The sequence below is a fragment of the Deinococcus sp. Arct2-2 genome (genome assembly GCF_004801315.1).
GTDB lineage: Bacteria > Deinococcota > Deinococci > Deinococcales > Deinococcaceae > Deinococcus.
In genome coordinates, this window is sequence record NZ_SSNW01000003.1 from 1 (window position 1) to 14,582 (window position 14,582).

Genomic DNA, 14,582 nt, shown 5'->3' on the forward strand with positions numbered 1-14,582 from the left:
CGGCAAACGTGCTGCACCTTCCGCCCAGCGCGTAGCTGACTTCCGACGCCGCGTGCGTGCCTAACCCCTTAGCGAACACTTGCCCGCCGATGGTCAGGGGTTTCCCGTCGCCCGCCAGCTTTTCGCCGTTGCTCTGGTCGCGCTCAATTGGCCCCCACGTATTGCTGGCACTTGTCCAAGTCAGGCCCGACAAGTTGGTGTCGCCGCTGGGCTGCTGGGCCGGACAATTCACGCTGGCATCGGCCCAATCGGCATGGTCAAAGCTGACGCCGTCGCCGTTATCGGTGACCACCAGCCGCAGATTTTGCACGCCTGCAATGTTCAAGGTCACGGGTTTGGGCGCGTCTATGCCCTGAACCAGCCCGGAATCGTAGAGCTTGGCCGCCGTACCGTTCCAGACTTGAAACACCACTGTTCCCCGGTTGCCCACTTCGTCGTCCAGCCCCACCTGAGCCGTAAACGTATTGCACATCCCGCCCAGCGCGTAACTGACTTCCGACGCCGCGTGAACGCCCAACCCTTTGCTGAACACTTGCCCGCCGATGGTGATGGAGCGGCCATCGGTGGCCAATTTGTCGCCGTTGCTCTGGTCTTTTTCGATTGGCCCCCACGCGTTGGCAGCACTCGTCCACGTCAGGTCAGACAGGAAGTTGTCGCCGCTGCCGAGGGCCTGGGCTTCCAGTGAAGACTTCAGCCCAGCAGCGGGCGTGCGAATTCCCGTCCAGGGGTAAGTTTGACCGCCTGTATAGGGATCGGCGCTGGGGTCGGTACTGGGCGGGTCTAGGCGGTCACTCCACGGGTAGGTTTGGCCGCCTGCATAGGGGTCGGCAAAAGGGTCAGGCGCTTGGGGCTGGGTTCCATCGGGGCGAGAACAAGCCATCAGCACGGTCAGGGTTACCACCGTGCCCAGCACGAATTTTTTGCTCATGATGCTCCTTGTCAATGGTGCGGACAGTTCTCGAATTCTGCCGATCATTGCCTGAGAACGCGGGGGGTTTCGCTCCTCTCCCCTTGCGGGGACTGGGACAGCCCGCCCGCGAGAGGTTGGGAGGGGGGAGCGGGCAGCACGTTCTAGACGACGTTTCTCTCTGGCCTATTTTCTTGACCTGAAAGTGTCCGAACCATTGCTTGTACGGGTTCCGTATGATCCCGACTCGCTCTGCTGCCCTCTGGGACTTTGCAAGTCGGATTGAAAGTCAGAAGGAACGGCTTTCAACCGGAATCCGTATTGCAACTGGGGCAAGAGACGAAAAAGGCAGGGCAGCCTTGTGATGCCAGCGGCCCTGCCACTCACCTTCAGCGCACGATTTCGATGCCGGAAATGGCCGGGAAATCCACGCTAGCTTTGAGATCGAGCGTCAACTTGCCGTCGGTGACCTGCACGTTGTCGATGGGCACCACCAGCGCGGTTTTGCCGCCGCCGCTCTGGGCCACGATGTCCAGATTCGGCACGCGCAGCACGCCTTCAGCGCTCACGTCGAAGACGCGTTTGCCGGGGACTGTCCAGGCCAAATCGGCGAAGTGCAGCTTAACCAGGTACGTGCCGTTGTTGATGGGAATATTGAAGCTGATCTGGCGCGATTCCTGCGGGGTAGCACTGCCGACGTTGCCCCGGTAGGTGCGGTACAGCAGGTCGTTGTCGGTGCCCGCAATGTCGTAGGTGCTGCTGGCACTGCCTTCGTTGATGGCGGTGGTGGGCGTGTAGGGCGCGTCGCCGTTGGGGTCTTTGTCCGATTGCCACACGGTGCCGGTCAGGGGGTCGGTAAAGGTCGCGCCGCCGACGTTCAGCAGCAGGGGTGCGGGCTTGAGGTTGGTGATGATGTACAGGTTGTCGTTGTAATCGTAGTTGATGCCCGCGTAATCCATGATGACGAAATAGGTGTTGGGCAGCGGCACTCCGGCGCGGTCTTTGGCGGGCCAGAAGCGGACGTGTTGGCCGCAGGGCCGCAGGCAGCCGTTGTTGCGGTCAGGCGTTTGGTTGTTGCGCCGGGCGTCACCCCATTCGCCGTCTACCCGGAAGCCGAAAGTGATGCCTGCTGCCGGAGCAAACGAAGCCACGCCGGGCGTCAGCGAGCCGTTTTGGCGGGGCAGAACAGTTTGGCCGTCTATGCCCGCATGCACCAGAACGGTCTTGACGTTGGCATCGCGCTTGTCGTGCCAGTACAGCGTGCCCGTGTTGCCCTGCGTGTGGTACGCGGCCAATTGGCGCACCGACACAGGCAAGGTTTCGTCGGCCCGCTGCCAGTAGCCGGTCAGGACTTCGTCGCCCTGCGCCCGCACCAGCCCCTTCTGGTCGATGGTCGGTTCGCCGCCAACCAAGCTCAGGGTGTACCCGAAGGCGTCCCGAATTTGGAACACGTTGGGTTCTTGGCCGCCTTCGGACACGCTTTGCCACAGGCCCGCGAGCTGCACCGGGAAGGCGGGTTTGCCCGCGTCGTTGGAAGCCACCGTCAGCGTTCCGGTCTGGTATTTGGTCGCCTCGGCCACAAAGCGCAGGCGCACGTCCAGGAAGCTGCCGGGCGCGAGGTCGGCAGGCAGCGCCGGGGCCGGGTCAAGCACCCACGGCCCGTTGATCGGCAGGTCGGACACCCGCAGCACCGAGCTTCCGGTGTTCTTCAGGCGCAGGCTCACGCGCTCATGTACGCCGTTGCTGGGGGGCGCGGTCAGGCTGCCGATTCGGCTAAACACGAGCCGGTCGAAGTAAGGCGCGTTGTCCAGATTCTCGACGGTCAGGACCGGGCTGCCGCCACTGTTGGGCCGCGTGGCATTGGCGCTGGCCGGAAGCGACATGTTGCCCGTACTGTCTACCGACACCACTTGGTAAAACGACCGCACGCCTTCCGGAGCCGGGTCGCTGTAGGCTGAAGTGGTCAGCAGTTGCGGCGTCAGCAGGCTAAACGGCCCGTTGGCCGAGGGCGAGCGGTACACCCGGTAACCGGCCAAATCGGGTTCCGTATTGTCGCCCCAGTCCAGCGCGATGCCGTCGAGTGAGGGCGAGGCGGTAAAAGCAGTAGGCGTGACGGGCGCAACCGTGTCGTCGGTGCAACTGACTTTGGCATCGGCCCAGTCAGCATGGTCGCTACTGACCCCGTTGCCGCCATCGGTGACCACGAGGCGCAGCTCGTTGACGCCGCCCACCGGAACACTGATCGGCAGGGCAGGGTCGGTGCCGCGACGAATCGGGCTTTCATAAATTTTAACGCCGTCACCGTACACCTGAAAGATGACGCTGCCTTTGTCGGCCACTTCGTCGTCGACGCCTACCTGCGCGCTGAACACGTTGCAGCGGGCCGCCAAGCCGTAGGTAATGGTAGACGTAGCATGCACGCCGAGGCCTTTGGCAAAGGTGACGCCGCCCATCGTCAAGATTTTGCCGTCGCCTTGCAGCTTTTCGCCGTTGCTCTGGTCGCGCTCGACTGGCCCCCACGTATTGCTGGCGCTCGTCCACGGCAGGTCAGAGAGTTGGTTTTCACCGCTGGGCTGGCGGGTGGGGCAACTGACTTTGGCGTCGGCCCAGTCGGCGTGGTCAAAGCTGATGCCGTCGTTGTTGTTGGTGACCACCAAGCGCAGGTTTTGCACGCCCGCGATATTCACGGTCACGGGTTTGGCCGGGTCTACGCCCCGCATCGTTCCGGAGTCGTAAAGTTTGCTGGTGGTTCCGTTCCAGACTTGAAACACCACTGTGCCCTTGTCGCCTACTTCATCGTCCAGCCCCACTTGAGCGGTAAAGACATTGCACATCCCGCCCAGCGCGTAACTGACTTCCGAGGCCGCGTGGACACCCAACCCTTTGGCGAAGACTTGCCCGCCGATGGTGATGGGCAGGCCGTCGCCCTCCAGTTTGTCGCCGTTGCTGCGGTCTTTCTCTATGGGGCCCCAAGCGTTGCTGGCACTGGTCCAACTCAGGTCAGAGAGGAAATTGTCGTTGCTGCCCTGTGCCAGTGTGGTCAGGCCGGGGGCGGCGGCCCGGACGCCCGTCCACGGGTAGGTTTTGCCGCCCTCATACGGGTCGCCGCTGGTGGGCTCCAAGCGGTCACTCCACGGGTAGCTTTGGCCGCCTGCATAGGGGTCGTCTTGCGTCACCCGAGTTTGCGGCGTGTTTTGGTTGCAGGCCATCAGCGCCAATGCCAGCCCCATCACTCCGGCTCCCATGCGTTGCCGTGCGGCCCTTCCCCCCGAACCTCTCTTGACTGCTGCCATCCTCTCCCCCTTGGTTCTCTGTGCTTCCTGAGCGCACCTGTGGTTCAGGTGTCGCTACAACGCAACTTGCTTGCCGATCCTGTGTTCCTCTCCCCTACCCCCACGCGGCTGTTCAGGCTGCAAAAACAAACCCGAGTTGCTTGGACAGCACAGCCTGAACCAACAAGCGTCAATGTTTCGTTGCAGGGGCGAACGCTAGAGCTTGCCAGCGCTGGGCCGGGGCCAGCTCTTTTATTTTTCGTTAGCGCAGGCTGATTACCCTGCAACTGTGAAGTCTGACGGCCACCGCTGAACGTGTCCTAGCCGCCTCTGTTTGGATGTGGCCCTGTCGCGGCGCGGGGAGTACAGATCACCTGACCTGATTACCTAGCCTAATCACCTGCGTTCGCCCCGTTGTTCCACCCCTGCTGACCCTCAAAGGAGCGCCCCTTTTGCATCCTCCCCCACTCCCTTCTTCCGGTACAGCTCCGCTTGGCTCCCGTTCTGTCTGGTCTTCTCTCCCAGCGCAGACGTCCCTGCTGGTCTTGGGCGCGGTGGCCGCCGTAGGCATTGGCACACTAGCCGTTTGGAATCCGCTGCTGGCAACGGTGGCGGCTTTGCTGGTATTCGCGCTTGCTGCCGCGCTGGCAGTGCGGGCTCATCTGCCCCGGCTGGCGTTGGGCGCACTGGGCAGTTGCCTGCTGGGATACGCGCTGTTGGGGCGCGGCTTTGCCTATGTGGGCGTGGCCCCCTTGTTTATCGGAGAACTGATGTTGGTGGTGTGCGTGCTGGCCGCGCTGCTGGCGTTCAGCGGGCGACACCTCAAGCAGTCCAGAATCGTGGCCGTCCTGCTGGGCTTTTTGCTGATCGGGCTGGCCGCCACCGTGCCGCAAGTCGGCCGATACGGCCTAGACGCCCTGCGCGACGCCGTGCTGTGGGGCTACGGACTGTTTGGGCTCGCCGTGGCGGCGCTGCTGCTGCACACTGGCCTCACCCTCCAAGCGGCCCGCACTTACCTCAAATTCGTCCCCGTGTTTTTGGTCTGGACGCCGCTGGCCGTCATCGTGTCGGAGCTGTTCGGCTCGGCCTTGCCCCGCTTTCCCGGTACCGACGTGGCCCTGATCGAACTGAAGGGCGGCGACGTGGCTGTGCATTTGGCGGGCGTTGCCGCGCTGCTGATGCTGGGGCTGCCGCAAGTGCTGCGGCCCGTGCAGCAGCGCCTGAGTGCGGCGGCCAGTGCGCGGCAAGAGTGGCTGTGGTGGGCGCTGTGGTTGGCGGCGGCGTTAATTCCGGTGTTCCGGGTTCGCGCCGGAATTTTGGCGATTGCGGTGGCGATGGCGGTGGTGCTGGTGATGCGTTGGGGCGCACGCAGCCGCAGCGACGTAGGGGGGGAAACCACCACCTCAACAGGCGCGGGCAGCCGTTGGGGAAAACCCGCGCTGCTGCTCACGTTGGCCCTCACCGCCCTCTTGGTCTCCAATGTGCAGGTCAGCCTCGGAGAAAACCGCAATACCGTTTCGGCACAGGCGTTGCTCCTGAACGTGCAGAGCATCGCGGGCCAAACCGGAGAAGATGACCGCGACGGCTCGCGGGGCTGGCGGCTGAAGTGGTGGACGGACATCGTGAACTACACCGTAAACGGGCCGTATTTCTGGACAGGCAAAGGCTACGGCATAAATCTGGCCGATGACGACGGCTATCAGCTGTCTGGCAACGCGCTGCGAAGCCCGCACAACGGCCACCTGAATATTTTGGCGCGTTCTGGCGTGCCGGGACTGCTGGCGTGGGCGCTGCTGCAACTGGCGTTCGCCGCCGCGTTACTGCGGGCACACCTGTTGGCTAAGCGGGCCGGGCAAGACCTGTGGGTGCGGCTGAATGTATGGGTTCTAGCGTACTGGGCGGCGTTTATGGTCAACGCCAGCTTCGACGTGTATCTGGAAGGGCCGCAGGGGGGCATCTGGTTTTGGTGCCTATTCGGTTTCGGCCTCGCACTCCTAGAAACGCAGCGGCGACTGAGGCCACACTGGGAGAAACAATGGATGAGGCAGCGGGCAACACAGCCCACGCAAGGCAGGCCCGCATGACCGGCCAGCACGTTGTCAGTACGCAGCCCCAGCGCACCCCAGCGGCCAGAAGCCCCCGCGTCATGCATGTCGTGACCCACCTCGATTTGGGCGGCGCGGAAGAAGTGGCCCTCACGCTGGCAGAGCAACTGAGCGGGCAGTGCGAGTTTTCGGTGTTTGCGGTGATGGGCGTGGCCGACACACCTGTGGGTCAGGCGATGCGGGAACGGCTGGAGCGGCTGCACATTCCGGTGTACAGCGGCACCCCTCTGGATATGAAACGCGGCGGAATGCTGCACGCCGGATGGACGCTGCGGCGGGTGCTGCGGCGGGTGCGGCCCGATGTGGTGCATCTGCACACCGATATTCCGGACGCCACCTACGCGGCCAGTTTGCTGTTTGGTACAGAACGGGCGGGCGTGCGCGTGATCCGGACTATTCACAACACCACGCTGTGGCCCAAGTGGGCACGAATTGGGCGCTGGGTGGAACGCAAACTGGAACACGCCGAATCGGTGGCGGTATCGCCTGCCAGCTTGGGGGGGCTGCACGATTTCCGGGCGCGGCATGGGTTGGGGCCACTTCCGAAGGGGCAAACCGGGGTCATCTTCAACGGTGTGACGGCGCGGGCGACGGCTCCGGCCCAGCGAGTGCCGGGGCCAACGCGGGTCTTGTTTGCAGGCCGCTTCGAAGCTCAAAAAGGCGCGGATTTGCTGCCCGCCATTTTGGAACGCACCGCCGAACTGACACCCGCACGGGCCGAGATTCAACTGTACGGACACGGCACGTTTGCGCCCGTACTCGAGCATTGGGCGCGGCGGCAAAAGGGCAATTGGCCCGTTCACATTTCGCCCCCCATTCCCCGGCTGTCGGCGCACCTGGCCGACTTCGACGTGGTGCTGATGCCCTCGCGCTTTGAAGGACTATCTCTGCTGGGCATAGAAGTCGTGCTGGCGGGAACGCCGCTGGTGGCCGCCCAGATAGACGGGCTGCGCGAATTGTTTCCGCCCGAGTATGACCTGCTCGTGCGGGCCGAGGACGTGGAAGGATTCGCCCGCACGCTGGCACGGGTGATCGAGGCTCCGGCGCAGTACAGAGCGCAGGCCGCCGCACTGGTCGCCCCCACCGCCGCCCGCTTCAGCATGGATCAGATGACCGACGCCTACTTGGGGCTGTACCACCAACGGTTGGCTACCGGGGCCACCGCCGGAGCAGGGCTATGAAAGTGCTCGTGGCCCACAATTTTTATCAGCAGGCAGGCGGCGAGGATGAAGTCTTCCGGGCCGAAACGCAACAATTGGAGCGGCAAGGCGTCGAAGTCACGCGCTACACCGTGCATAACGACGACCTGAAGGGTGGCTCGGCGGCCCGGTCTGCCCTGCAGACGGTGTGGAACCCGGCGTCGGCCCGCGCTCTGGCCGGAACCGTGAAGGCGCAGGGCATCGACGTGGTGCATTTTCACAACACCTTCCCGATCATTTCGCCTGCCGCGTACTGGGGCGTGAAGGCGGCGGGCGCGGCAGTGGTGCAAACGCTGCACAATTACCGCCTGCTGTGCGCGAACCACAACTTCTACCGCGACGGCGCACCCTGTCAGGACTGCCTCGGCAAAACCCCGCCTTGGCCTGCGGTCAAGCACTCGTGTTACCGGGACAGCCGCGCCGGGTCAGGGGTGGTGGCGGGCATGCTGACCACCCACCGCCTGCTCGGCACCTACCGCCGGATGGTAGACGTGTACATCTCGCTGACCGATTTTGCGCGGGGTTTGTATGTGCAGGGCGGCCTGCCCGAATCTCGGCTGGTGGTCAAGCCCAATTTCTTGGCCGATGATCCGGGGCTGGGGGTGCACGGCGGCCATTACGCGCTGTTCGTGGGCCGCCTCTCTCCCGAAAAAGGCGTGCTGACGCTGCTGGAAGCGTGGAAAACACTGCATACGCGCTTGCCACTGGTAATCGTGGGCGACGGGCCACTGGCTGCCGAAGCGCAGGCCGCCGCCGACGCCTATGAGGGCGTGACCTATCTGGGTAGGCAAGACAAAGCGCGGGTGGCGCGGCTGATGCAGGAGGCCACCACGCTGATCTTTCCCTCTCAGTGGTACGAAGGCTTTCCGATGACGCTGCTGGAGGCGTTTGCAACCGGCCTTCCGGTGGTCGCCAGCCGCATCGGTTCGGTGGCCGAAGTGGTGGAACATGACCGCACAGGCCGCCACTTCCGGCCCGCAGACCCGCAGGATTTGGCCGCGCAGGTGGGCTGGCTGCTGGATCACCCAGACGCCCGCGCCGAGATGGGCCGGATGGCCCGCCACACCTACGAACAGTCCTACACCGCCGAGCGAAACGGACAGGTGTTGCAGGACATCTACCGCCGCGCCCTCTGGCAGGCGCGGGCCGGAGCGGGCGACATCCTGCCTACACCGGGGGGCTGAAGGCTTCGCCGTGCTGCCCCGGTGAACTGATTTTGGTGAATGAACTCTGGTCAATGAACGTTGGCGCACCCAATTCGGAACTGCCTTCACACCCCGCCGCCTACCCTCTTCCCTAACCCGTACCCCCTGACCAGCTCGATTTTTTGGAGGCTTGTTCCAATGACCCCGACGCCCACGACTACCTTTTCTTCTGACGCCTTTGCCCCTGACCCGACGCTGGCCCCCGCCTCCGCTCCCGTGTCTCCTCGGCCTTGGCGGCGCTGGCTGCTGGGCGGCCTCTTGCTGCTCTCGGCCTGCACGCAGTCGGGGCCACTGTCGGACGGCGCAGCACGCAATCAACCGGCGGCAGCGCCCCCCGTAGACTTCGTGTACGACGGCCAAGACCACTCTTGGATAGACTCGGTTCCGGCGGGAGTGCAACTGTTGGCCCTGAACGCTGGCGACAACGCCCTAAGTGGGCAGCCTTGGACGGCAGCCAGCAGCGGGTGGGGGCCGGTAGAGCGTGACCAGAGCAACGGCGACAAGGCCCCAGGCGACGGGCGCACGCTGACGGTGGCGGGGCAAACCTATGCACGCGGCCTGGGCGCACATGCCAACTCCAGCCTCACGTTTGCGCTGGGCGGCCAATGCAGCACTTTTACGGCGGGCGTGGGTGTAGACGATGAGGTAGGCAACCGGGGCAGCGTGGTGTTTCAGGTGTGGAACGGCCCCGCCACGAGCAACGCGGCCAGCAAACTCTACGATTCCGGCACCCTGCGCGGCGCGGACGCGGCCAAAAGCGTGAACCTGAACGTGTCCGGGGTGCAGGAGTTGCGGCTGGTGGTCACCGATGCGGGCGACGGCATCAGCTACGATCACGCCGATTGGGTCAGCCCGGTGGTGGCGTGCGGTTCGGAGGCCGACGCCATTCGCATCAATGCGGGCGGCCCAGCCCAGACGGTAGGCGGGGTGACGTGGCAGGCCTGCGACGCCGTGACTTCGTGCGGCGGCCTTGTTTCGGGCGGGTTTTCTTATAGCGAAACAGACCCGGTGAGCGGGGTAGTGGCCCCCGCCAACGCCGCGCTGTACCAGACCGAATGGACGGGCGGCGTAACCACTAACGTTCCTGCCGGACAAACCGCTTTCGAGTACAAAGTCCCTGTGCCCAACGGCAGTTATCAGGTGCGCCTGCACTTTGCCGAACTGAACAAGGCGGCGGCGGGCCAGCGCGTATTTGACGTGAAAGTGGAAAACCAGACCGCCCTGAACCGCTTCGATATTTTTGCTGAAGCAGGGGGCGCGGGGCGGGCGTTGGTCAAAACCCTGTCTGCCAGCATAACCGACGGTGTGCTGAATCTGGCGTTCGTGCGGCAGGTAGAAAATGCCAAAGTGAGCGCCATCGAAATTCTTCCGGTGGCGGCCAATGCCGGAGTGGTGGCAGCCAACGTGGGCGAATTGGTATTCAGCACGGTGCGTAACACGACTTCGGCCACCCAACGCCTGACGCTCAGCAATCCGGGCACGGCAGCGGTAAAAATTACCTCTCTGACGTTGGCTGGCCCCAATGCCTCGGCGTTCGGCGTGGTAGACGCGCCCCCCTTGCCGGTAACCCTGGCGGCGGGCCAAAGCGTGGGCGTCGGCGTGCGCTTTGCGCCTCAGGCCAGTACCGGGGCGCTGCGAGGGTCGTTGCAAGTGGCGTCGGAGGGGAACGCGCCTACCGCCGTCAATGTGTACGGCCTGAGTGCGCGGGGGCTGCAAGGCGATCAGGAACCGCCCTTGCAACAGGCGGTGGATACCCTCGGATACGCCATCAACGTAGGCAGTTCAAACCTGATTTTGGGGACAGGCAGCAACCTGATCGGAGATGAAGTGTCTGCACCCTTGTTCCGCAAGGCGGGCGCTGGCCCCGTGACCATGAAGGCGGTGGCCCGCTACTCGCCCGACGATCTGCTGCCGTTCGGGTACGCGGTTCAGGGCAGCAGCACACTGAACGCGGTAGGCACGATTGCCACCGGGCAAGAGCAGACGCTGAATCCGGCGCTGACGTCTGGCACGCAGGCCAGCTTCGATCCAGGCAACGTGGCCTTTACGCTGTACGCGGGCCGCACCAGCTACGCGCCGCAGTCCACCTTCACCCAAGACAGCCTCAACACCGGGCCAATCAAGCACGCCGTGCGGGTCTATCCCCTCAAAGACCGCGCCGGACAGCCCGTGTCCAACTCTTATCTGGTGGCCTTCGAACCCGCCTCCAACGGTGACTATCAGGATTACGTGTTCGTGGTCAGCAACGTCAGGCCGTCTGTGGCCACGGCCGCCGCCGTAAGCTGGACGCAGCAGACCGACGCCGTCCGGCCTGTCTCGGAGGCGCAGGGGGCCGCTGTGAACGGCAAGTTGTACATCTTTGGCGGCTTCGACAGCGATTTGAGAACCAACGCCAAAGTGCAGGTGTACGACCCGGCCACCAACACGTGGGGCACGGCCCGCGATATGCCCGAACAGAGCACGCACGGCGCGGTGGCGGTAGACGGCCAAACGATCTATGTGGCGGGAGGATTCGTGGGCAATCATCCCGGCCCCCAAACAGCACATGTTTGGAAATACAACGTGAGCACCGACACATGGAGCGCTGGCCCCAACTTGCCCGGAGCGCGGGGCGGCGGCGCATTGGTGAAACTTGACCGCACCCTGCACTTTTTTGGCGGCACCGAGCGTAACCCCGGCGACCTTGACCTCTACAAACGCGACTCGCCCGAACACTGGGTACTGCAACTGGACGGCGGCACAAGCTGGACGACTGCCGCGCCGCTGCCCAACCCGCGCAACCACCTCGGCGGAACGGTGCTGAACGGCAAAATCTATGCGCTGGGCGGGCAACATCTGGGTGATGAGAACGCAGGCAACCAGAGCGCCGTGCATGCTTACGACCCCGCCGCCAATACGTGGACGGCGCGGGCCAGCTTGCCCCTTCCCATCGGCCACATCAATGCCTCTACGGTGGTACAAAATGGCCGAATCGTAGTCATTTCGGGCGTGACCCAAAACTCGGCAGAAGTCGCCAACGTGAGTGAATACGACCCCGCCGCCAACACTTGGACGGCCCTGACGCCGCTGCCCGCGCCCCGGCAATCGCCTGTGGCCGACGTGATCAACGGGCGCTTGGTGGTGGCGACCGGATCGGCGTCGTCCGGGGCGGTTACCACCACTTGGACGGGCGTTCGGCAGTGACCGAACCCGTGCCGCAGCCCGCCAGAATTCGGGTGCTGTTTGTGCTGGAAGGACTGTATGGGCGCGGCGCAGAACGGGTGACGCTGGGTTTGATCGCCCGGTTAGACCGCCGCTACTTCGAGCCGTCTATCTGGATTTTACGGTCTGAAGATGCGTTAAAAGGCGAGTTGCCCCCCGGTGTTCCGGTCACGGTGGCGCTGGGGCCTGGGCAGCGGATTCGGCACGCGGTGACACGAGTCCCGGCCACGTTGCTGGCAGCGGCGAGAGGGGCCGACGTCATCGTGGGCGCGGTGGAACTGATGCCCACTTACTTTGCAGGGCTGGCGAGTGTGCTGACGCACACGCCTACGCTGGCTTGGGTTCGCAACGACCTGAGCCACACCTTTTCGGAGCAACCCGCGTGGCACCGCCTTCTGTCGCGCCTGATCTATGCGCGGCTACCCCGGCTGGTGTTCGTCTCGCAGGGCACGCGGGACACGTTACGGCGCTTGCACCCCCTGCGCCCCGAACGCCTGAGCGTGGTGTACAACCCGATAGATTTGGAACGCATCCGGGCCGCCAAAGAACAGCCCCTGCCCGACTGGGCCGCGTTTATGCAGACTCGGCCTACGGTGCTGGGGCTGGGCCGCCTGACCGCTCAAAAGGGCTTTGATACCTTGATTCGCGCCCATGCCCGCTTACTGGGACAAGGTGTCGCGCACGATCTGGTCATCGCGGGCGAGGGCGAGGAACGGGCCGCACTGGAACGCTTGATCGGAGAATTGGATGTAAGGAACAGCGTGCATCTGCCGGGGTATCTGCCCAATCCATATCCGCTGTTGAAACACGCTTCCGTTTTTGCGCTGTCGAGTCGGTGGGAGGGGCTGGGCGGCGTAATCGTGGAGGCGATGGCCTGCGGGACGCCTGTGGTGGCCACCGACTGTCCATCTGGCCCCGGTGAGATTTTGGAAGGCGGCTGGGGCGGACTGCTGGTGCCCGTAGACGACGCGCCCGCGCTGGCCGGGGCACTGGGCCGGATACTGACCCAGCCTGCCGTGCGCCACCATTTTGCCGCGTTGGGCCTGCGCCGCGCCGAGGCTTTTGCGCCCGCCGCGAGTGTGCCGCAGTGGGAAGCGGTGCTGCGGGAGGTGGCGGGGAGCGGAATTCAGACGGTGAGCGACGACAACCCACCGGGCGGATGGAGCCTCCCGTCAATGACCCACGACTAAAGTCGCGGGCTTGTGTCTGAACTCCACCGCAACTCCGAGTACCTGTGCAGGCGCTCAGCTTTGGCTTCAACGCTCGACACATCAGGGCGCACTGACAAGGCACCCGTGGCTGTCCAGTCTTGCCGAACCGCCAACGTTCTGAGGGTAATGTTTCTCGCGCCGAGAAGGTCTGAATGCACCTGATACCCGCACACCTCACACATGAACATCAACCCAGCAGCGGGCCGGTTGGCCTTGCTGGTATGACCGCACTTCACGCAGTGCTGCGAGGTGTACTGGGCATCCACCTGAATGGCCATGCTGCCCACCAAGCTGGCTTTATAGGCCACAACAGTCTGCAACTCGGCAAAGCTCCACTGACTGCGGCGACGCCGGTTCCGCTTGGCTTGCTTACTGGCCTTCGGATTTGTGCGCCTTTCTGTCCGGGTGCGGATGTCTTTCAGGTTCTCAAGGCCGATGACGGCCTTGGGGTAGGTCTTCAGAATCTGGGACGCGAGGGAATGATTGCGGTCAGCGATGAACCGTCTTTCCCGGCCCGACAACGCCAGCAAACGGCGGGTCGCGGAACGGGTGCCTTTTCGCTGCAACGAGGACTTGATCCGGGCGAAGCCGTCTTTGATCTGATTGGTGTGTTTGCCGGAGAAAAACTGAGTGCGGTTGCGGGTGTCGGTCACCACGGCATGGAAACGTTGACCGACGTCCACACCAACGACATTGGTGTGGTCTTGGGGTTGTGGATCAGGCAGGTCGACTTCAACGCTCACCAGCAGGAAGTATTGCTTTTTGGACTTCTGGTAGTACAGCTTGGCCGCGCCGACTTCACAGCCGGACTGAATCAGGTCAAGGTGCTTGGAATACCCTGCGTAAGTCATGACTTGACGGCCTTCAAGGGTCAAGACGCTAACCCTGCCGTCCTTTTTCCAACTGTAATCCTTGCCGTACTGGTATTCCAAGGTGCGGGAGACGAACTTGGCAGGACGTTCAAATCCCCGAAAAGAGCGAGGCTGATAGCCGGGTTTGACACTCTGAATGAAGTGCTGGCGGGTGTGGTGGTCTTTGCACTTCGTCCATAACCCCTTGTAGGAGGCCGCAACTTGTCGCGGAGCGCTGCACGCCATCTGAGACGGCAGCCCGATGACCTCACGGAGGTGAGCGTAGACCTCTTTCTGAATCTTGGCGGCCCCAGAACACTTGTTCATCTCAAACGCCCGTACGGAGGTGTAGTTCAGCGCGTCACGGTAGGCCAGCGTCGCCGCATCGAGAGCGGCTTTCTGCGCCCTCGTGTGGTTCAGCTTGAGCTTAGCAGTGAACGTCATCTTCACAAGGAGAAGAATATTCTAATGTCCTTGAAAGACCAAGCAGCATCCGCGTCAACTTCCGCGTCAACATCCCGCCCTTCGGGCGGCTGAGCTCTCCCTCACACGACTGAAGTCGCGTGCTTCCCGCCCAGACCCGTGAACATCAAGTGGCCGCTGCAAGCCAAACCTTCATAAAAGTCTTTTC

The 14,582-nt window shown here is 63.5% G+C and carries 8 protein-coding genes; 5 read left to right on the forward strand and 3 right to left on the reverse strand.

Annotated elements, in window-relative coordinates; all coding sequences use genetic code 11:
• Both E7T06_RS02125 and E7T06_RS02130 read right to left on the reverse strand, forming a co-directional pair.
• On the reverse strand, window positions 1-928 hold a 928-nt coding region (locus E7T06_RS02125; protein ID WP_205750781.1), incomplete at its 3' end, for an NPCBM/NEW2 domain-containing protein.
• Between the two features lie 368 nt (window positions 929-1,296).
• On the reverse strand, window positions 1,297-4,137 hold the full coding sequence (locus E7T06_RS02130; RefSeq protein WP_240740801.1) for an NPCBM/NEW2 domain-containing protein: 2,841 nt from the start codon (window positions 4,135-4,137) through the stop codon (window positions 1,297-1,299).
• A gap of 494 nt (window positions 4,138-4,631) precedes the next feature.
• On the opposite strand from E7T06_RS02130, the gene E7T06_RS02135 reads away from it, so the two are divergent.
• The 5 genes from E7T06_RS02135 to E7T06_RS02155 all read left to right on the forward strand — a co-directional run bounded on the left by E7T06_RS02135 (window position 4,632) and on the right by E7T06_RS02155 (window position 13,079).
• Complete coding sequence (locus E7T06_RS02135) at window positions 4,632-6,263, forward strand: O-antigen ligase family protein (protein WP_240740802.1); 1,632 nt, start codon at window positions 4,632-4,634, stop codon at window positions 6,261-6,263.
• Window positions 6,260-7,465 (forward strand): glycosyltransferase, encoded by a 1,206-nt coding sequence (locus E7T06_RS02140; protein WP_136364213.1) that lies wholly within the window; start codon window positions 6,260-6,262, stop codon window positions 7,463-7,465. The genes E7T06_RS02135 and E7T06_RS02140 overlap by 4 nt, the downstream gene beginning before the upstream one ends.
• Entirely contained in the window at window positions 7,462-8,667 is a 1,206-nt protein-coding gene (locus tag E7T06_RS02145) for a glycosyltransferase family 4 protein (RefSeq protein WP_136364214.1), read from the forward strand. The genes E7T06_RS02140 and E7T06_RS02145 overlap by 4 nt, the downstream gene beginning before the upstream one ends.
• Before the next feature lie 159 nt (window positions 8,668-8,826).
• Window positions 8,827-11,871 (forward strand): NPCBM/NEW2 domain-containing protein, encoded by a 3,045-nt coding sequence (locus tag E7T06_RS02150; RefSeq protein ID WP_136364215.1) that lies wholly within the window; start codon window positions 8,827-8,829, stop codon window positions 11,869-11,871.
• Entirely contained in the window at window positions 11,868-13,079 is a 1,212-nt protein-coding gene (locus E7T06_RS02155; protein ID WP_136364216.1) for a glycosyltransferase, read from the forward strand. Before E7T06_RS02150 ends, E7T06_RS02155 begins: the two co-directional genes overlap by 4 nt.
• On the opposite strand, the gene E7T06_RS02160 is transcribed toward E7T06_RS02155, so the two are convergent.
• Window positions 13,076-14,395: an RNA-guided endonuclease TnpB family protein gene (locus tag E7T06_RS02160; protein WP_136364217.1), complete on the reverse strand. Its 1,320-nt coding sequence runs from the start codon at window positions 14,393-14,395 to the stop codon at window positions 13,076-13,078. The genes E7T06_RS02155 and E7T06_RS02160 overlap by 4 nt on opposite strands.
• Between the last annotated feature and the right edge of the window lie 187 nt (window positions 14,396-14,582).

Excerpts from the sequence above, each read along its gene's own strand:
- E7T06_RS02150 (WP_136364215.1), top strand. The coding sequence starts at position 8,827 with ATGACCCCGACGCCCACGACTACCTTTTCTTCTGACGCCTTTGCCCCT.
- E7T06_RS02140 (WP_136364213.1), top strand. The coding sequence starts at position 6,260 with ATGACCGGCCAGCACGTTGTCAGTACGCAGCCCCAGCGCACCCCAGCG.
- E7T06_RS02130 (WP_240740801.1), bottom strand. The coding sequence starts at position 4,137 with ATGGGGCTGGCATTGGCGCTGATGGCCTGCAACCAAAACACGCCGCAA.
- E7T06_RS02145 (WP_136364214.1), top strand. The coding sequence starts at position 7,462 with ATGAAAGTGCTCGTGGCCCACAATTTTTATCAGCAGGCAGGCGGCGAG.
- E7T06_RS02160 (WP_136364217.1), bottom strand. The coding sequence starts at position 14,395 with ATGACGTTCACTGCTAAGCTCAAGCTGAACCACACGAGGGCGCAGAAA.